The 18,325-nt window shown below is 57.7% G+C and carries 16 protein-coding genes; 7 read left to right on the forward strand and 9 right to left on the reverse strand.

Annotation, left to right across the window (positions count from 1 at the left end):
* Nucleotides 1–3: 3 nt before the first annotated feature.
* The 5 genes from N2M06_RS05740 to N2M06_RS05760 all read right to left on the reverse strand — a co-directional run bounded on the left by N2M06_RS05740 (nucleotide 4) and on the right by N2M06_RS05760 (nucleotide 8,753).
* Entirely contained in the window at nucleotides 4–3,492 is a 3,489-nt protein-coding gene (locus N2M06_RS05740) for an EAL domain-containing protein (RefSeq protein ID WP_346351893.1), read from the reverse strand.
* 126 nt (nucleotides 3,493–3,618) lie between these two features.
* Nucleotides 3,619–4,674, reverse strand: a complete 1,056-nt coding sequence (locus N2M06_RS05745; protein ID WP_317074744.1) for an NADP(H)-dependent aldo-keto reductase — start codon at nucleotides 4,672–4,674, stop codon at nucleotides 3,619–3,621.
* A gap of 288 nt (nucleotides 4,675–4,962) precedes the next feature.
* Nucleotides 4,963–6,846, reverse strand: a complete 1,884-nt coding sequence (locus N2M06_RS05750; protein WP_346351894.1) for a PhoX family phosphatase — start codon at nucleotides 6,844–6,846, stop codon at nucleotides 4,963–4,965.
* Between the two features lie 143 nt (nucleotides 6,847–6,989).
* Nucleotides 6,990–7,430, reverse strand: coding sequence for a hypothetical protein (locus N2M06_RS05755; RefSeq protein WP_346352156.1), 441 nt, complete (start codon nucleotides 7,428–7,430; stop codon nucleotides 6,990–6,992).
* A gap of 216 nt (nucleotides 7,431–7,646) precedes the next feature.
* Nucleotides 7,647–8,753: a GNAT family N-acetyltransferase/peptidase C39 family protein gene (locus N2M06_RS05760; protein WP_346351895.1), complete on the reverse strand. Its 1,107-nt coding sequence runs from the start codon at nucleotides 8,751–8,753 to the stop codon at nucleotides 7,647–7,649.
* Between the two features lie 138 nt (nucleotides 8,754–8,891).
* Here N2M06_RS05760 and N2M06_RS05765 point away from each other — a divergent pair, with 138 nt between their 5' ends.
* On the forward strand, nucleotides 8,892–10,397 hold the full coding sequence (locus tag N2M06_RS05765) for a RimK family protein (protein WP_317074742.1): 1,506 nt from the start codon (nucleotides 8,892–8,894) through the stop codon (nucleotides 10,395–10,397).
* Between the two features lie 2 nt (nucleotides 10,398–10,399).
* Here N2M06_RS05765 and msrB read toward each other — a convergent pair whose 3' ends face one another.
* The gene (gene msrB / locus N2M06_RS05770; RefSeq protein WP_317074741.1) at nucleotides 10,400–10,870 is read right to left on the reverse strand and encodes a peptide-methionine (R)-S-oxide reductase MsrB; all 471 of its coding nucleotides are present in this window, start codon (nucleotides 10,868–10,870) and stop codon (nucleotides 10,400–10,402) included.
* Between the two features lie 2 nt (nucleotides 10,871–10,872).
* A complete protein-coding gene (gene msrA / locus N2M06_RS05775) occupies nucleotides 10,873–11,487 on the reverse strand; it encodes a peptide-methionine (S)-S-oxide reductase MsrA (RefSeq protein ID WP_317074740.1) in 615 nt (204 codons plus the stop codon).
* A gap of 123 nt (nucleotides 11,488–11,610) precedes the next feature.
* Between msrA and N2M06_RS05780 the strand changes: the two genes are divergently transcribed.
* The 3 genes from N2M06_RS05780 to N2M06_RS05790 are packed head-to-tail and all read left to right on the forward strand — an operon-like array spanning nucleotide 11,611 to nucleotide 14,174.
* Nucleotides 11,611–12,390, forward strand: a complete 780-nt coding sequence (locus N2M06_RS05780) for a TSUP family transporter (RefSeq protein ID WP_346351896.1) — start codon at nucleotides 11,611–11,613, stop codon at nucleotides 12,388–12,390.
* Between the two features lies 1 nt (nucleotide 12,391).
* Nucleotides 12,392–13,408, forward strand: coding sequence for a vitamin B12 ABC transporter permease BtuC (gene btuC / locus N2M06_RS05785; RefSeq protein ID WP_346351897.1), 1,017 nt, complete (start codon nucleotides 12,392–12,394; stop codon nucleotides 13,406–13,408).
* Complete coding sequence (locus N2M06_RS05790) at nucleotides 13,395–14,174, forward strand: ATP-binding cassette domain-containing protein (RefSeq protein WP_346351898.1); 780 nt, start codon at nucleotides 13,395–13,397, stop codon at nucleotides 14,172–14,174. The genes btuC and N2M06_RS05790 overlap by 14 nt, the downstream gene beginning before the upstream one ends.
* 92 nt (nucleotides 14,175–14,266) lie before the next feature.
* On the opposite strand, the gene N2M06_RS05795 is transcribed toward N2M06_RS05790, so the two are convergent.
* The gene (locus tag N2M06_RS05795) at nucleotides 14,267–15,316 is read right to left on the reverse strand and encodes a 3-deoxy-7-phosphoheptulonate synthase (RefSeq protein ID WP_346351899.1); all 1,050 of its coding nucleotides are present in this window, start codon (nucleotides 15,314–15,316) and stop codon (nucleotides 14,267–14,269) included.
* Nucleotides 15,317–15,431: 115 nt separating this feature from the next.
* A complete protein-coding gene (locus tag N2M06_RS05800; protein ID WP_019934094.1) occupies nucleotides 15,432–15,833 on the reverse strand; it encodes a VOC family protein in 402 nt (133 codons plus the stop codon).
* Nucleotides 15,834–15,907: 74 nt separating this feature from the next.
* Here N2M06_RS05800 and N2M06_RS05805 point away from each other — a divergent pair, with 74 nt between their 5' ends.
* From N2M06_RS05805 to N2M06_RS05815, 3 genes are all read left to right on the forward strand, one after another.
* Entirely contained in the window at nucleotides 15,908–16,210 is a 303-nt protein-coding gene (locus N2M06_RS05805) for a putative quinol monooxygenase (RefSeq protein ID WP_346351900.1), read from the forward strand.
* A gap of 4 nt (nucleotides 16,211–16,214) precedes the next feature.
* Nucleotides 16,215–16,700 (forward strand): prolyl-tRNA synthetase associated domain-containing protein, encoded by a 486-nt coding sequence (locus N2M06_RS05810; protein ID WP_346351901.1) that lies wholly within the window; start codon nucleotides 16,215–16,217, stop codon nucleotides 16,698–16,700.
* Nucleotides 16,701–16,986: 286 nt separating this feature from the next.
* Nucleotides 16,987–18,018 carry an IS110 family transposase gene (locus N2M06_RS05815; protein WP_346350728.1) on the forward strand — a complete coding sequence of 344 codons (1,032 nt, stop codon included), beginning with the start codon at nucleotides 16,987–16,989 and terminating at the stop codon, nucleotides 18,016–18,018.
* The last annotated feature ends 307 nt before the right edge of the window (nucleotides 18,019–18,325 follow it).

Genomic DNA, 18,325 nt, shown 5'->3' on the forward strand with positions numbered 1-18,325 from the left:
AGCTCAGACGGTTCTTAATCTGGGGCGTGTGCCGGCCGGGTGCCGGGTGTGGCTTGCAGGTGTTAATGCCCGCTCCAGCTCAGTGTTCAGCTGCTGGCACAACTGACACAGTTGCTGAAGCTGCTCTGATGCCTGCTGCGTATGACCGGCCTGATGAGTTGCATGCAGCCGGCCGGCCAGTTCGTGCACTTGTTGGTGCAGCTCCTCAAGGTAACTCAGCGGCTGCTGCTCTGCCGCTGAGCATTGCCGGTACCAGGCTGCAAAACGACATTGCTCTGCTGACAGCGTTGGCCATGGAGTACCTGGCTGGTGTAATGCGATACGAATATTTTCAATCCATGCGGTGTGTTCAATGCTGGCGTAGAGCAGAGGCAGCCGGTTTCTGTCGGTTCTGGGAAGGTTAGCCCAGTGTGAAGGCGGCTGCCAGCTGTTTACCCAGGCGGCAAGTCCGGCGGCAGGCATGGGACGGGCAATACCATAGCCCTGTGCCAGATCACAGCCAATGCGCAATAACATGTCGCCATGTTGTATGGTTTCCACGCCCTCGGCAATCACGTCGCGATTAAAGGCCCGGGCCAGACTGATAACACCATCGAGAATGGTCAGGTCTTCCGGATCTTCAAGAATATCACGTACAAAACTCTGATCTATTTTGACCATGCCCGCCGGCAGCTGTTTGAGGTAGGTCAGTGAAGAGTAACCGGTCCCAAAGTCATCCAGTGATATACCAATGCCAAGCCGGCGGCACTGATGCAGCCGTTCCGATATCTGTGCCAGATCGCCCAGGGCACTGGTTTCCAGTATCTCCAGCTCCAGCAAGGCCGGATTTATATCGGGATAGTGTCCCAGCAGATTTTGCAGTTGCTCTACAAAGTGGCTTTGTCGCAGCTGACGGGCGCTGATATTAACACTGACAGGCAGAGTCAGCCCCTGATTGATCCATTCCCTGATTTGCTGCAACGCGGCATCAATGACCCAGTTGCCCAGTTCAATGGCCAGCGGATGTTCTTCAATGGCTGGCAAAAAGTGTGCCGGAGACAAGAGCCCTCTGGCAGGATGCTGCCAGCGAATCAGGGCTTCAACGCCCACTACGGTACCATTGCGCATGTTGACCTTGGGCTGGTAATAGAGCACAAACTCGCCATGGTGAAGTGCATGGCGCACATGATCCAGGTTTTCGTGATGGGTGCGCATGTCTCTGTCTTGTTCGGTATCAAAGAGATAATAGCGGTTTTTACCCGACAGCTTGGCCTGATACATGGCCTGATCAGCCTGACGTAACAGTTGCTCTGGTTCCAGCTCCTCAGGTTGTGGATAAAAAGTGACCCCCAGACTGGCGGTGACGTTCAGCTCCAGCCCGTTCATGTTGACGGGTGTGGCTGCCGCCTGCAGCAGGCGGTTAAGCTGGGGCTTGCAGTGGTGAGAGTCCTTGAGATCGAGCAGAATGGCCACAAACTCATCACCTCCAACCCGGGCCAGCGTATCCCCTTCCCGGATCACGTCTTTCATACGGGCTGCCACTGTCATCAGCAGATAGTCTCCGGCCTCGTGGCCATGGGTGTCGTTAATGGCCTTGAAGCCGTCCAGGTCAAGGTAGGCAATGGCCAGACACTGCTGATGCCGGCGTGCCTGGCTCATGGCCTGACTCAGCCGGTCCGACAGCAATACGCGGTTGTGCAGTTTGGTGAGCGGATCAAAGTGGGCCAGCTGTCGCAGCTGTTGCTCGCTGTTTTTCAGCAGGGTGATATCGGTGCGAATGCCAATAAGGCCAATGATCTCTTTTTGGTTTATATCGTCATAGATGGGCGTTTTGACGTCCATATACACAATGTGCCGGCCATCTTTACCGGTGACTTCTACTTCTTCCGAGATCGACTCACCGGACAGCACCCGGTTGTCGGACTCACGCAGCAGCTGTGCCATCTCAGCCGAAAAGAACTGATCATCCTGACCGCCAAGCAGCGTGTTATTGTTGCAGCCAAACTGCTCCAGCGCCGCTCGGTTGGCATAAATATAGCGAAAGCGGCTGTCTTTCATATAGATAAATGAAGAGACATGATCCAGCGCCTCACGAAAGTGGCGGCTTTGATTGTTAGCAGCCTTAAGTGCCAGCTCTGCTTCTTTGCGATAACTGATATCGGTGATCACGCCACACCAACTGGTGCCACCGTTTGCTTCACGCTGGGGCAGGGCGTCACCCTGTAACCAGCGGATGCGTCCGTCCTTGTTTTTAATTCTGAATTCGTGACGCCAGGGAGTGAGTGTGCTGGCAGACGCATGCATGCTGCTGGCCATTTTTTCAACATCATCAGGGTGAATGGCATCAAAGACAGGGCCGGCATTCTTTTCTGCCTGTTCAGGGTGCACCCCGAAGAGCTCGCGAATACCATCGCTGGCATAGGGAAAACGGGTATGGCCGTTGTGCAGGCTGAACTCAAAGATCATGCCGGGAACACGGCTGGCAATGGTGTTAAGGCGGTTTTCCAGTTTGCTGAACCTGACTTCGCGATGCCGAATATCCTTTGACAGCTGCTCTGCCAGCTCGGTGGCCTGCAAGCGGCTGTTGAGCGAAGAGCGCAGCAACAGGACCAGTAGCAGGGTTAATGTCAGGCCGGCAGCCAGTGTGATGATGGCTGCAAGATAGTTGCCGGCAGCCACTGGCCCTTGCTGCTCCAGTACCAACAGCCACTGATGTCCGTGCAGGTCGATAACGCGCTGTTGCTGTAACAAAGCCTCAGGTGCTGATACTTCACCTTGCTGATAAATCAGCGATGCAGGGGATGCCGAGTTGCCATCATACAGCTGCAGCCTTAACCATCGGGTGTCTTCAGCGGTCAGGGAATCCATGATGTTGCTGATCAAACTACTGATATTAATGGTCGCAAAAGCCCAGCCATACAAACCTGCAGCGGGAGAGGATGCTTTATTAAAAACCGCATCGGTCAGCATAATGGCGGCATTGTTGCCAAACGGGCTGGAAAGAATGGTTTTTCCCGTATCTGCTGCCCGCTCCATGGCCAGCCGCAGCGGCACCTTAGTCAGCAGATCCTGGCCTGCCCTGAACTGCTGCAGGTTATCCAGCTGACTTTGATAGAGCACATAGCCATAGTGATTTCGCCTGCCAGCGGGTGTGATGGAGACGTTGGTAATATCAGGATCTTTATCCTGAATAAAGCGTGCAAACCCCAGTGTATTGATGCCATCAAGTGACTTGCCAGACTGTAACCGGCTGGTAAATTGCTGCCAGTCTGCAGGTGTTACCCTGGTTGAGGCGTGAAACAGAGCCGCGCTGCTGCGGGTTACGACAGCAACGCTTTCTATGCGTTTTTGCAGCTCCAGGGTAATGTGACCGGCCAGTGCGGAAAATGCCTGTCTGGTATTTTCATCCTGATGCTGTTTCAGGTTAAGGGCCACGACAGAGGTAAAAGCCAGCCCTGCGGCCAGTACAAGCCATGAAAGGGAATGCAGTGCAAAGGTGCTGAGTCGTGACATGGTCGCTGCTGGTGATTGATTTATGAATGTTTCTAAAGATTAGCAAGCGGCAGCAAAAGAGGCGCAGGGCGGGCGTAATAATTTTATGCCGGCAGGTGGCCTCAGGTTACCTGCCGGTCTGATGGCTCAGGGGGCCGGATTGGGGTATTGCTGATGAATATCGGCAATGCCCTGTCGCAACTCATCGGTAAGCTCGACGTGAACGCTGTCGATATTTTCCTTGAGCTGCTCCAGGCTGGTGGCACCAATCAGATTGCTGGTAACAAAGGGCCGGGTATTCACAAAAGCCTGAGCCAGCTGTGTGGGGGTAAGGCCATGTTCTTTGGCCAGGGCCACATAGGCACTGGTGGCGGCCCGTGAGCTGGCACCGTTGTAGCGCTGAAAGCGGCTGTAACGGGTCAGCCGGGCTCCTTCGGGCTGAGCACCGTGTTCATATTTTCCGGTGAGCATGCCAAAGGCCAGCGGCGAGTAGGCCAGTAAGCCCACCTGCTCACGCAATGAAAACTCCGACAGGCCCACTTCATAGGTGCGGTTAAGCAGGTTGTAGGGATTCTGAATGCCCTGAATGCGCGGATAACCGTGGCGCTCGGCTTCCAGCAGAAACCGATGCACGCCCCAGGGCGTTTCGTTAGAGAGGCCGATATGGCGGATTTTGCCCGCTTTTACCAGCTCATCCAGCACCGCCAGAGTCTCGGCAATGGGCACGGTATCGGCATCACTTTCACTCAGCTGCTCAAAGCCGAGCTGACCAAACATATTGGTCTGACGGTCGGGCCAGTGCAGCTGATAGAAGTCGATATAATCGGTTTGCAGCCGGCGCAGGCTGTCGTCTAGGGCACTGACAATATTGGCCCGGTCAAGCATGGGCTTGCCGTCACGAAAGTAGGATGGGCGCTTGGGATCGTGGGCCCGGCCCACCACCTTGGTGGCCAGCACCACCTTGTCGCGGTTGCCCCGGGCGGCCAGCCAGTTTCCTATCATGGTTTCGGTAGCGCCCTGGGTGTGTTCACGGGGCGGAATGGGATAGAGCTCGGCGGTGTCGATAAGATTGACGCCATGATCCAGTGCCATGTCGAGCTGAGCATGCGCCTCGGGCTCATTGTTCTGTTCGCCCCAGGTCATGGTGCCCAGGCCAATCAGGCTGACATCAATATCGGTGTTACCCAGTTTTCTGTACTGCATTGCGCTCCCCACAGTTTGCTTCTGTTTTGGCAACAGGATACCAGCAAAATGTGCGGAAGATCACGGCCCCCCTTCGGGGAGCGAATTGCCCGGGATAAACCCGGGCCTGCAAACTACCTGCTTTCAGACGGTACCAGTGTTGCTCGAAGCAGCAGTGGGGATTGCCGGAGCCGACCGTCAAATGTCATGGATGACATTTGCCGAGCGTCACATGGATGTGCTTGAAGCGTGTCGGCGGAGTGCAACCGCACTGATGCTTCCTGCTTCCCACTCCCTATTCCCTTGCTCTTAAGCCCCAATAACACCGCCGTCTTCGCGGGTGATGACCATCACGCTGGAGCGGGGAGTGCGGTTACCGCCAAAGGGGAAGTGCGATTTGGCCAGCTTTTCACCCGGGTGCTGTACGCCCACAAACAGGGTGCGCTGATCCGGAGTAAAGGCCAGGCCGGTGATCTCGCAGGCCACCGGGCCGGTAAGAAAGCGCCGGATTTCGCCGGTGTCGGGGTCGGCGCACAGCATCTGGTTATTGCCCTGACCGGCAAAATCACCGCTGTTGGAGTAGTTGCCGTCTGTCTGGATCCACAGCCGGCCGCCTTTATCAAAGCCGATGCCGTCTGGGCTGTTGAACATATTGTCGGCGGTAATATTGGCCGAGCCGGCATAGAGGTTGCCCTGGTGTACTGTGGGATTGCCCGCCAGCACAAACAGATCCCAGTCAAAGCCGGCAGCGGTGTGCTGGCCGTTTTCCGGACGCCAGCGCACTATCTGGCCATAGTGGTTTTCGGCACGGGGGTTGGGGCCGTCAACCGGCTGATTGTCTTTGATACCGCGGTTCTTGTTGTTGGTCAGAGTACAGAACACCACCGGCTCGCTGGGGTGAGCAGCCACCCACTCGGGTCTGTCCATGGTGGTGCCACCCACCTGAGTGGCAGCCAGGCGGGCATGGATCAGCACCTCGGCCTGGCTGGCAAAGCCGTTTTCCGGCGTCAGACCGTTTTTGCCAAAGCTCAGCTCAAGCCACTCGCCTTTGCCCTTGAGCTCACCGCCTTCACCTTCATGAAACTTGGCCACATACAGGGTACCCTCATCCAGCAGGTTGCGGTTGGCCGCCATGTCGTCGGGGTTGTATTTGCCTTTGCTGACAAAGCGGTACAGATGCTCGCCGCGCTCATCATCGCCCATATACACCACCAGGTGGCCGCTGTCGGCCACCACCAGCTCGGCGTTTTCGTGCTTGAAACGCCCCAGGGCGGTGCGCTTCACCGGCATGGATTCGGGGTTGTGCGGATCAATTTCCACTATCCAGCCAAAGCGGTTGGGCTCATTGGGATTTTCGGCCAGATCAAAGCGGGCATCGTGCTGATGCCACTGCCAGCGGCCACCCTCGGCACTGATGCCGTAGCGGACCATGGCGGCCGGAATCTCACCGTTGCCGGTATGGCCGAAATAGCCGTGAAAGTTCTCTTCACAGGTGAGGTAGGTGCCCCAGGGAGTCATGCCGTTGGCACAGTTGTTAAAGGTGCCCAGGGCCTGCTCGCCCTTGGTATCGGCGGCGGTTTTCAGCAGCGCGTGGCCACTGGCGGGGCCACTGATGGCCATGGGCGTGTTGGCATCGATACGGCGGTTATATTTGCCGTCTTTTACCAGCTGCCAGCGGCCGTTATCTTTTTTCAGGGTCAGCACAGACACGCCATGGGCCGCCTGAGCATACTTAACATCTTCGGCGCTCATGTTGTCGCCCTGATGGGGGAACATGAGTTCGTAATTACAATATTCGTTGTTTACCGCCAGAATGGCGTTGTTATCGTCGATGGCAAAGAAGCTCATGCCGTCGTTGTTGTCACCAAACTGACCGGCCTGTGCCTGAGCGTTATTATCGCTATCGCTGAATTCGGGCACAGAGCCAAACAGGGCGTCACCCCAGGAGATCAGTCGTTCTGCCTTATAGCCTTTGGGCACAATAAAGGCGTCTTCGGTGCTGGCGGCAACCGGCTCAAAGCCCATCAGGGGGCTGCTTTGAGTAGCGGCGGCGACTGCCCGGGACAAGGGCGAGACGGTAAAGAAGGCGGCGGCACTCAACGCCGCGGCACCGCCCAGAAAGCGACGGCGGCTCAGGCTTTTTTCTACCAGTTGAGTAAATTCGGGTGTTTGTTCACGGGAGTGACTCGACATTGTATTTTTCCTTTGCTCACAGCATGTTAATAATATTGCCGAGTATGCTGACGAGCCGTGGTGACAGTGTGATAACAATAATATGACAGTGTGGTGACGTGTAATGAAAAAAGGGCTGCCGAATGGCAGCCCTTTGCGTGTGCTTAATCGTCCCAGTCGTCGTCATCCCAGTCACGGCGGTGTTTGCGCTTGTGCTTGTAGTAGTGCTTGCGCTTGCCATGATAGTGATGATGCACCTCGCGGTGGCCGTCACCGGAGCGGGCGCCCATGGCCGAGCCGGCCGCACCGCCCACACCGGCACCGATCAGCTGGCCGCTGTCACCGCCCACGTTCTTGCCCAGAGCGGCACCACCAAGGGCACCCACGGCACCGCCCAGGGCGGCTTCGTTCTTGTTGCCCCGGTTGGCAGTGGCGGCACCGCCGGCAGCCCCACCCAATGCAGCACCCACCAAGGCACCGGTGTCGCCACCCATCTGTTTGCCCAGCAGGGCACCAGCCACACCGCCGGCACCACCACCAATAATGGTATTGAGCGACTCGCCGGCCGTGGCCGTATTGATGCCCATCAGCATCGGCAGCATCATAATTGCACAGGTCTTTTTAAGCATGGCTGTCTCACTCAGCAGTTAAACCTGATGAGCAAGATAGCGGCTTTTTTAAGGAAGGGAAGGGGAGCCGGCAAGACCGGGGATGGTATCGTTTGAATTTTGTTTTTATGTAAGTGTTTGTATTTATTAGCTATTTTTGTATTTTTCTGCTGAGGTGGCGACCAAAGCTGACCGACAGGTCCTGACCCATGCTTACCGGTTGGCTACCCACACCAGGGCGCGCAGGGCATTCTGGCCATAGCGGGCCAGCCTGTCAAAGCGGGTGCGGGCAATGGGCAGATATTGTTTGTCTACCGGACTTTCGCCGGCGGATTCGTCAATATCCGGGTCGTGAATATAAACAAACTCCTTGTCCATGGCGCACACCAGCACCCAGTGCGGTGCCTTGCGCCCGTCCAGATGATAGGTGCTGATCAGCACCAGCGGCAGCCGGCCCTGACCCAGGCCCTGCTCCAGCTGCTCAATAGTAAAGTGCTCATAGCGGGGCGCAATGCTTGCCTCGGCCAGATTGGCCAGAAACTGCCGGTGCACCCGCTCCAGCACCTGTTTTTTGTTGAGGCTGCGCACACTGTTGACGAACAGGGGGCCGTCCTGATTCAGCACCAGCTCCACCGCAAAGCCACGCTTGTGGGCCGCCAGCGCCAGCCCGTGAGGGCCGCAGCCGCCGTGACCCTGAGTCATGAAAATGGTGGTGGCCTCGCGCCACAGTTGTAACTCCAGATCCGGCTCGGGCTTATGGCTCGGATCCAGGCTGCTCAGTGCCATCATCAGGGAGGCGGGCCCGCAGGTAAATTCCGTGGTCTGGCGGTAATAGGGCACGGTGCGGCTGCCCGCCAGCGGGTGGTAATGATGAATGCGCTTCTGGTAACGCAGGGCGCTTTGATGATCTTCGTAATAGTCGTGATACACGCCGAACTGCCGGTAGCCCAGCTGCTGATAGAGGTTCTGCGCCGCTGTGTTGTCGGTGCGCACTTCCAGCCGCATAAAAACGGCATGTTGTGTTTGTGCCGCCGCTTCGGCCTGTTCAATCAGGGCCCGGCCCAGCCCCAGGCCTCTGGCATCGGGAGACACAGCAATGGAGTAAATGCGCGCCAGCTGTGTGTTACGGCGAAACAGCACCAGTATATAGCCCAGCAGGGCAGTGTCTTGCTCGGCGACCAGCAGCACATCTTGCGGGTGGTCGATAAAGCGTAAAAAGCTGCGCCGGCTCACTTTGTCCTGCTCAAAACAACGGGATTCAAGGGCCAGCAGAGCGGTGAGATCGGAACGCAGGGCAGAGCGGATAACAGGCGCAGACATAAGGCACTCGGAGCAGGAGAGGCGTGCTTCAACATACGATAATTTTTGGCTCGCGGCGAGAAAATTTCACTGCATTCACGGCCGATTGAACTTAGAGTAGGACGCATAACAACGGTTTGTAGAGCAAGGGAATTTTCAATGACACAACTGGTTCTGGTGGTGGACGAACTGAGCGCCTGGGCACCTTATTTTCCCAGTGAAAACCTGGTGGATTTTCAGACCTACCTGAAACAGCCGCCGGTAAAAAATGCGCCGCGAACCCGGGTAATTAATCTGTGCCGCACCGGCAAGTATCTGTCCAACGGGTATTACTGCTCGCTGCTGGCGGAAGCCCGGGGGCAGCATGTGATCCCTTCTGTGTCTACCCTGAATAACCTGCGTAACAAGGGGCTGTTTGCCTTTGGCTTTAACGGTGTGTCGGAAGCGCTGGATGCGCATTATGGTGAGCCCGGCACCGGCACAAAAATAAAGGTAAAAAGCTGTTTTGGTCAAAGCGCCGTGCCCGGGCTGGAAGGCCTGTGCCGGGAGCTGTTTGAGCGGCTGCCCTGTCCTATTTTGGAGCTGACCTTCAAGCGTCGCAGCCGCTGGGAGCTGAGCGGTCTGGCGACCCTGTCACCGGCAGAGCTGAGCGGGCAGGAAGAAGATCAGTTTGCCGATGCCCTCGACAAGTACTCCCGCATTATCTGGCGCAAGCCCCGCTCTGCCAAACGCTATCGCTATGATCTGGCGGTGCTGGTGAACCCCAATGAAGCCCTGCCGCCCTCCGATGCCGGCGCACTCAAGCGCTTTGAGCGGGCCGGCGAGCGGGCCGGTGTGAATGTGGAGCTGATCACCCGCAAAGACTATCAGCGGCTGGCGGAATATGACGGCCTCTTTATTCGCGAGACCACCGCCATCGATCATCATACCTTTCGCTTTGCCCAGAAGGCGGAGCACGAAGGTCTGGTGGTGATTGACTCGCCTACCTCCATATTGCGCTGTGCCAACAAGATTTTTCTGGCGGAAAGCTTTGCCAAGCACGGGGTGCCCACGCCCAAAACCCTGATGGTAAACCCGAAGCAGAAAGACGCCGCCCAGTGGCTTGAAAGTGAGCTGGGGTATCCTTTGGTACTGAAAATTCCCGACGGGGCGTTTTCACGGGGCGTGTACCGGGTGGCGGATCGGGAGCAACTGGCCGAAACCCTGACCAAGCTGCGTAATGCTTCTGCGCTGGTGCTGGCTCAGGAGTATTTCTTTACCGAGTTTGACTGGCGCATTGGCGTGCTTAACCATCAGCCCATTTTTGCCTGCAAGTATTTTATGGTGAAAGGGCACTGGCAAATCTACCGTCATAACGACGGCAAGGAAGCCGACTCCGGCGGCTTTGTCACTCTGCCCACCCATGAGGCACCGCCCATGGTAATTAACGCCGCCCTCAAGGCGGTCAAGCCCATTGGCGATGGTCTTTATGGCGTGGACATCAAGGAAGGCAAGGGCCGGGTGGCGGTAATAGAGGTAAACGACAACCCCAATATTGACCATGGGGTGGAAGACGTGTTTCTGAAAGACCGGCTCTACGACATGGTAATAGAAGATTTTGTGCGCCGGTTTGAAAAAGACAGAGAGGCCGTCGCGGCCCGAAAAAGCCGGCGCGACGGCCGTTAGGCTTATAAAAAGCTGGTTTCGCCCCGCCTGAGCGGATCCGGCTTGGGCTCGCCGTTGGCACTAAAGTCCAGTGAGGCGGAGTTCAGGCAATAGCGCAGCCCGGTGGGCGGCGGGCCGTCGGGGAACACATGACCCAGATGGCTGTCGCAGCGGGCGCAGCGGATCTCTACCCGGCGCATGCCGTGGCTCATGTCGGCCAGCTCGCGAATATGATCCGGATGGTAGGGCGCATAAAAGCTGGGCCAGCCGGATCCCGACTCGAACTTGCAGGCGGAAGAAAACAGCGGCAGGGCACACAGCCGGCAGAAATAGCTGCCTTCTTCATGATTATCGAGCAGGCCGCCGCAAAAGGGCGGCTCTGTGCCCTGGCTCAGCAGAATGCGGCGCTCTTCAGGGCTGAGCTGCTCCGCCAGCGCCTGCAGCTGGGTTTCGCTCGGCGGAGAAAGATCATAAGGGCTGGGAGTCTGGGCCATGGTCAGATGTCCTTTTTCAACCTGTGTTTGTAGTAATGATGCACCTTGGCCACCTTGGGCTGAGCCACGGCGGCAATGTAGGGCTGATTGGGGTTGCGGGCGGCATAGTCCTGATGATGGTCTTCTGCCGGATAGAAAATATCCAATGGCTCCAGGCTGGTAACAATGGGCTGGTTAAAAGCGCCCGCCTGCTCCAGCTGCGCAATATAGACTTCTGCCAGATCCCGCTCCTGCTCGTCCTGCCAGAAAATGGCCGAACGATACTGAGTGCCGGTGTCGTTGCCCTGGCGGTTAAGCTGGGTGGGGTCGTGGGCGATGCCAAAGAAGACCTTCAGCAGGGTGCCCGGACCGATAAGGGCGCTGTCATAACTGATTTTAATGGCTTCGGCATGCTTGGTGGTGCCGGTGCAGACAGCGTCATAGTTGGCGTCTTGCGCCTCACCGCCGGCATAGCCGGAGAGCACATCAATCACGCCGTCGAGCTGGCGGTAAACGGCCTCTGTGCACCAGAAACAGCCGCCGGCCAGCGTAATGCTGCGCTCGCCGGTGTTGCGAAAGGCGCTGTCGTCAATATCGGGAAAATCGCTGGGCAGCAGACCCAGAACCTCGTTACTCATGGGGTTCTCCTTGTTGAACTGTCGTCTACGTTACCATAGCCAAAGGTCGGGGCAAGGCTCACTGTTGCGTGAGCGCGCATCCTGTTAATCTTGGCACCTTTATTGTTTTGAGTCCTGCATATCATGGAACTGGATTTACTGACCCTGGGGCTGCTGGCGCTGGCAGCGCTGCTGGCAGGCTTTATTGATGCTATTGCCGGTGGCGGCGGCCTGATTACCGTGCCGGCGCTGCTGGCCACCGGCATGCCGCCCACCATGGCACTGGCCACCAACAAGCTGCAGAGCTGCTTTGGCTCCTTTTCGGCCTCGTTTTACTATTTTCGCCGCGGCCTGATTGACTGGGGCAATATGAAGTGGGCCATTGGCTGTACCTTTGTAGGCAGCATGCTGGGCACCCTGCTGGTGCAGCGCATTGATGCTTCCATACTGGAAAAGGTGCTGCCGTTTTTGCTGGCGGCCTTTGCCCTGTATTTTCTGTTTTCACCCAGCGTCGGCGATGAAGACCGAAGCCGCCGCCTGAGCATTATTCCCTTTGCCCTGATAGTGGGCACAGGTGTGGGCTTTTATGACGGCTTTTTCGGCCCGGGCACCGGCTCCTTTTTTGCACTGGGCTTTATCGCTCTGGCGGGTTACAGCATGGGCAAGGCCACGGCGCACACCAAGGTGCTGAACTTCACCTCCAATATTGCCTCGCTGCTGTTTTTTATACTGGGCGGCCAGGTGGTGTGGATTGCCGGTCTGGCCATGGCCGGCGGCCAGTTTCTGGGTGCCCGTCTTGGCTCCAATATGGTGGTGACCAAAGGCACCCGCATTATTCGCCCCATGCTGGTGACGGTATCACTGATCATGTCGGCGCGGCTGCTGTGGCAGCAATATCCGCAGCTGTTCAGTTGGGTGGGCTGAGGTGAGCAAAGCGCTGCAGGGCCTGCTGGGCCGCCAGCACCTTCGCTACCGGCGCTGGCTGCTGGCTCTGGTGCTGGTGTTGCTGGGAGCCGTGTTGCTCAGTTTGCAGTCCGGCGCCGTGGGCGTGGGGCTGGATGTGCTGTGGCGGCCGGTGTCGGCGCTGGAGCAGCAGGTGTTCTGGCAGTTGCGCCTGCCGCGCACCCTGCTGGCGGTGCTGGTGGGGGGCAGTCTGGCGTTGTGCGGTGCCGTGCTGCAGGTGTTGTTGCATAACCCGCTGGCGGAGCCGGGCCTGATTGGCATTTCCAGCGGTGCCAGTCTGGCGGCAGTGTTAACCCTGTCGCTGGCGGGCTGGCTGGGCTGGCAGCTGCCCCACTGGGGGGTATCGCTGGCGGCCTTTGCCGGGGCTCTGGTGGTGACTGTGCTGCTGTTGCTGCTGGCCCGCCGCCGGCTGGGCCAGAGCGGCCTGTTGCTGTTTGGTGTGGCAGTAGGCATTTTTGCCAATGCCATTCTCACCTGGCTTCTGTATCTGGCCGACGACGCTTCCATGCGTACCTTTCTGTTCTGGATGATGGGCAGCCTGGGTTATGGTCAGCGGCTGTCCTGGGGCTGGTGGGTTCCGGCCATGGTGGCGCTGCTGTGGCTGGTGCGTCAGGGTCGCCAGCTCGACTTACTGGCCCTGGGTGAACAGCAGGCCCGTTTGCTGGGGCTGAATGCTCAAGCTTTGCGGCCAAAACTGGTACTGGCGGTGTGCCTGCTCACCGCCTTCAGTGTGGCCATGGCGGGTGTAATCGGCTTTGTGGGGCTGGTGGTGCCGCATTTGCTGCGCTTGCTGGCCGGTGGCCGGCAGCGTTTTTTGCTGCCGGCCTCGGCCCTGGCCGGCGCGGCCCTGCTGGTGCTGGCGGATGTGCTGGCGCGCCAGACGCTGATCACCGGTGAGCTGCCCATCGGGGCCGTGACCTCCACGCTGGGAGCACCTGTCTTTGTCTGGTTACTGGTAAAACGCCATGCTGACGCTTGATAAATTAACCGTTGAACACAGAGTCGGGCCGGTGAGCGGGCGGCTGGCGGCCGGCCGCCTGACCCTGCTGGTGGGCCCCAATGGCAGCGGCAAGTCCAGCCTGTTGCTGGCCGCCGCCGGCCTTGTTACCGCTGAAGGTCAGGTGCGGCTGAATGGCGAACTGCTGGACACACTGGATCTGGCGGAGCTGGCGCGGCGGCGGGCCATGCTGGTGCAGCACTCTGTGCTGCCGGCAGGATTAAAAGGTTATGAGCTGCTGGCGCTGGGCGTGCAGGGTGAAGTGAGCGAAGCCGCCTGTGAAGAAATGGCGCGGCTGAGCGCTTATCTCAAGCTGGACACTCTGTATGGTCGTTCTTTGCTGGCGCTGTCCGGCGGTGAGCAGCAACGCCTGCTGATCGCCAAGACCCTGCTGCAGGTGTCGCCGGCGCTGAACCCGGAGGCGCAGTTGTTATTGCTGGATGAGCCACTGGCGGGCCTGGACTGGCAGCACCAGCTGGCCACCCTGCGGCTGTTGCGCCACTATGCGGAGCAGGGCCTGACGGTGGTGGCTTCCATTCACGATATCAACCTGGCCGCCCAGTTTGGGGACGATATCTGGTGCCTGCACAAGGGCCGGCTGGTCGCCAGCGGTGGCCCCGAGGTGCTCACCCCAACGCTGGTAGCCGAAGTGTTTGAGGTGAAAGTCAGGTTGCTGGAGCAGGACGGGCAACGGTTGCTTTTACCTGAAATGACAGGGATTGGGGACTCGGGAATAGGGACTGGATAACCACCGCGCTTTCCGTGCATTTTGCGTTGGGATTCGCGTTGCTCATCCCAACCTACGGGCACTTCAAGCATCCAGCTTTTCGCTTCCCGCTTTCAGCTCTCCGCAGGGGTCGCCTGATACAGCCGCTCCAGCACTTGCTCGCTGTCGTTCCAGCCGAGGCAGGCGTCGGTAATGCTTTGGCCGAATACCAACGGCTGGCCTGGCTCTGCGTTCTGCTTGCCTGCTTCAATAAAGCTTTCAATCATGACACCGGCAATATGGCGGCTGCCGTTTTCCAGCTGGCGGGCGATGTTTTCTGCAACCTCTATCTGGCGCTGATGCTGCTTTTGGCTGTTGCCATGGCTTAAGTCCACCACCAGCCTGGGGGGCAGACCCAGAGCACTGAGCTGGCTTGCGGCGTCATTGATGCTCTGAGCATCATAGTTGGGCGTTTTGCCGCCCCGCAAAATCACATGGCCGTAGGGGTTGCCGTCGGTCTGGTAGATGCTCATTTGGCCGTGCTTGTCGGGAGAGCCGAAAATATGGCCATGAGCTGCAGCGCGCACCGCATCCAGGGCAATCTGAATATTGCCGTCTGTGCCGTTTTTGAACCCCACCGGGCAGGATAGCGCCGAGGCCATTTCACGGTGCACCTGAGACTCTGTGGTGCGCGCGCCTATGGCTCCCCAGCTGATCAAGTCGGCAATATACTGGCCGGTCACCATATCCAGAAACTCGGTGGCGGTGGGCAGGCCCAGGGCGTTAATGTCGCACAGCAGCTTGCGCGCCAGCGCCAGGCCGGTGTTCACATCAAAGCTGCCGTCAAGGTGCGGGTCGTTAATCAGCCCTTTCCAGCCCACTATGGTGCGCGGCTTTTCAAAGTAAGTACGCATCACAATGCACAGTTTGTCGGCGTAGCGGGCGTTAAGCCCGGCCAGCCGCTCGGCGTAAGCCAGCGCTGCCGCCGGGTCGTGAATGGAGCAGGGGCCGACAATCACCAGCAGTTTGTGGCTTTGGCCGGTGAGAATGGCTTCAATCTCGGCGCGGGCTTGAGTGACCGTATTGGCCATGGCATCGGTCAGCGGGTAGCGTTCGCTCAGCTGGTGCGGAGTGATTAGCGTGGACAGCGGGCGGCTGCGCAGTTCGTCGGTGGGGGTGGGCATGGTAGGGCCTGCTTGAATAATAGCGTGCAACAGCACAATGCCCCTAACATAACCAAAAGCCGTGGCAGGGAAAACCACGGCTTTAAAATTTTATGCCATTAACTGACTTTCAGGCTTAGCTGAAACGCTGACCTGAGATAGCCGGATGGTAAATAGGCTGGATCACATTGCCGGCAGGATCGGTAATATGAAAGCTGCGGGCACCGTCTCTGTGATCGTGGGGCTGATCCAGCATGGTCACGCCCTTGGCCTTGAAGAACTTGAACCATTCTTCCAGCTCTTCCTTGGTATCCACGATAAAGCCAAAGTGATCCATGCTCTGCACGCCGCTGGCAGGCAGATCGGAACGGCCGAGAGACAGGTTGTCGTTGCCGCAGGTGAGGTACACCAGGTTATCGCTGGCGCGGTTGAGGATCTCCATGCCCATGATCTCGGTGTAGAACTGGACGCACTCTTCCAGATTGGGCATGGTAAAAGCGATATGGCGCATGCCGTTAAAACGACCGGGTCTTTCCATTGCTGGGCTCCTTGGAACTCGTACTGATATTTGTGTACTATTTGTTGAATTTACTTAAACAATTGGAGTTTACAATGTATTCAATTATTGTCAAAACCAAGCTGAAACCGGGCACCACTCAGGTTTTTCTTGACGCCATGCTGCCCAACGCCGCTGCGTCCGTGCGCGACGAGCCCGGCTGCCATACCTTTGATGTGCTGCAGGACAGAGCCGATCCTGAGCTGTTCTGGCTCTATGAAATCTATCAGGACGAAGCGGCCCTGGCGGCCCACAAGGAAACCCCGCACTACAAGGCCAGCCGCGCCGTAGTGACCGATCTGATTGCCGAGCAGTCGGTGATCCGTGCCGACGTGCTGGCGGTGAACCCGGAGCGTTAAGTGCATGGATATCATGGCCCGGCTGGCGGACTGGCACATTACCCCGCCGCTGATTGAACACCCGCCGCTGCACACCAGTGACGATGCCGACCGCCTGCTGGTGAACCGGCCCGGCACCCGGCTGAAAAACCTGTTTCTGCGGGACAATTATGGCCGCAAGCACGCGCTTCTGCTGACCCCGCCTGACAAGCAGGTGGATCTCAAGGCGCTGTCTCGCCAGCAGGGCTGGTCGCGGCTGGGGTTTGCCTCGGCCGAGCGGCTGGACCGTTATCTGGGCGTGGCCCCTGGCCATGTCTCCGTGCTGGCGCTGGTGAATGATGCGCAGCAGCAGGTGGAGCTGTGGCTGGATGAAGACTTGCGAGACGGCGACGACTTTCACTGCCATCCGTTGCGCAACACCGCCACCGTGCTGCTGAGCCGGGCCGATCTGCAGCGCTTTACCGAACAAACCGGCCATACGCCGGTCTGGCTGCCGGTGCCTTCTGTTTGAGGGATTGGGGAGCAGGGAACAGGGACTGGTGGTGTTGCCTGTAGGCCCCAATTTATTGGGGCAAACCGTGCGTTATGTGGCACTGCTGCCCGGTTTGCAACCGCGTTAAAACCGGGCCTTGTATCTCTCAATGATGGGTGGTTAGCTACCAGCCATCATAAGGAAGCCAGTGAGCCTGTGCCGGGCCTTAGTGTCTAATGCTGATATGTAGATAAGGCCCTGGCTTCCACTTCTCAATGACGCTGAATGGTATCCAAGCCCCCTGAACATACACAGGTGAGGCTGCATGAACAAGGGAAGCTATAGAGAGATGTTTTCGCATATTGGCATTGATGTCAGCAAGGAAAAGTTAGATGTCGGTTGGCTTCGCGATACAGCCAGCAACAAGGTTAAAACCAAAGTTTTTAAGAACCAAAAACAAAGCTTTGAAGTATTGGCAGCTTGGGTGCTCAAGAACACCAAAGCAGAGCCTCAACATATTCTCATCACGCTGGAAGCCACCGGCGTGTATCACGAAAATCTGGCTTATTTCCTTCATCAACAAGGATTTAAGGTCATGGTCGCCAACCCGGGCAAAGCCAAGCAGTATGCTCGAGCCATTGGCTTGGTGCACAAAACAGACAAGCTGGACGCCCTCATGCTGGCCCACTACGGCATGGCCCAAAGCAATGCTGGCCAGCTTACGTTGTGGGAACCGGAAGCACCTGAAGTTCGCCATCTGAAAGGTCTTTTACGACGTCTGGATGCCCTGGAGAAGGATCACCAACGCGAACTGAATCGCCTGGAAGCCTGTGAGCAAACTGACACCTCCCCTCGGGTGCTGGAGTCAATTAACAACGTGCTGGATACCTTACAGAAGGAAATATCAGCGTTGGAGCAGGAAATTGACGATCACATCGATCGCCATCCTCCCTTGCGTAAAAACCGCCGGCTACTCAGCAGCATCAAGGGAGTTGGCCCGGTGGTATCCCGTGAAATGACCTGTTTGTTTGCCGGCAGGGTCTTCGTCAGCGCCAAGCAGGTGGCCGCCTACCTCGGCCTGATCCCCCGGCAGGTGGAATCGGGCAAGTTCAAGGGCTGCACCAGACTCAGCAAGTCAGGTCCGGCAAGGCTGAGGGCCAAGTTGTACATGGCTGCGGTCGTTGCTGGCACACATAACCTGGATATAAAGGATCAAAAGCAACGTCTGCTAAAGCAAGGTAAAAACAAGATGCAGGCGCTGGGCGCAGCGATGCGCAAGCTGGTGCAAATTTGTTATGGAGTTATCAAGCACCAGCAGGAATATCGGCCTCAAGCAAGCATGCAAGTGAGCGCTTGAGGCCGGTTATGAGAGATGGTATCTACAGGTGACTTGAAGCAGTGAACGTCGGCGTTGCTAGAAGCAGCAGTGGGGATTGTGAAGCCGACCATTAAATGCCATGGCCGAAAAGTTGCTCCTGCATATTCGGCATTCCCGCCATCCATGGCGGTCAGATGCATTTTCGAGCGTACATGGGGCGAGCTTGCTCGCCGTGACGAACCAGTAAAGTCTGACCGAACATCCAGTGAATGTTCGCAGCAGGCTTTACTGGTGAGTGGCATTCACCGAAGCGTGTCGGGGTAGTGCAACCCCACTGATGCTTCGT

This window comes from Oceanimonas sp. AH20CE76 (assembly GCF_039654065.1).
Lineage (GTDB): Bacteria > Pseudomonadota > Gammaproteobacteria > Enterobacterales > Aeromonadaceae > Oceanimonas > Oceanimonas smirnovii.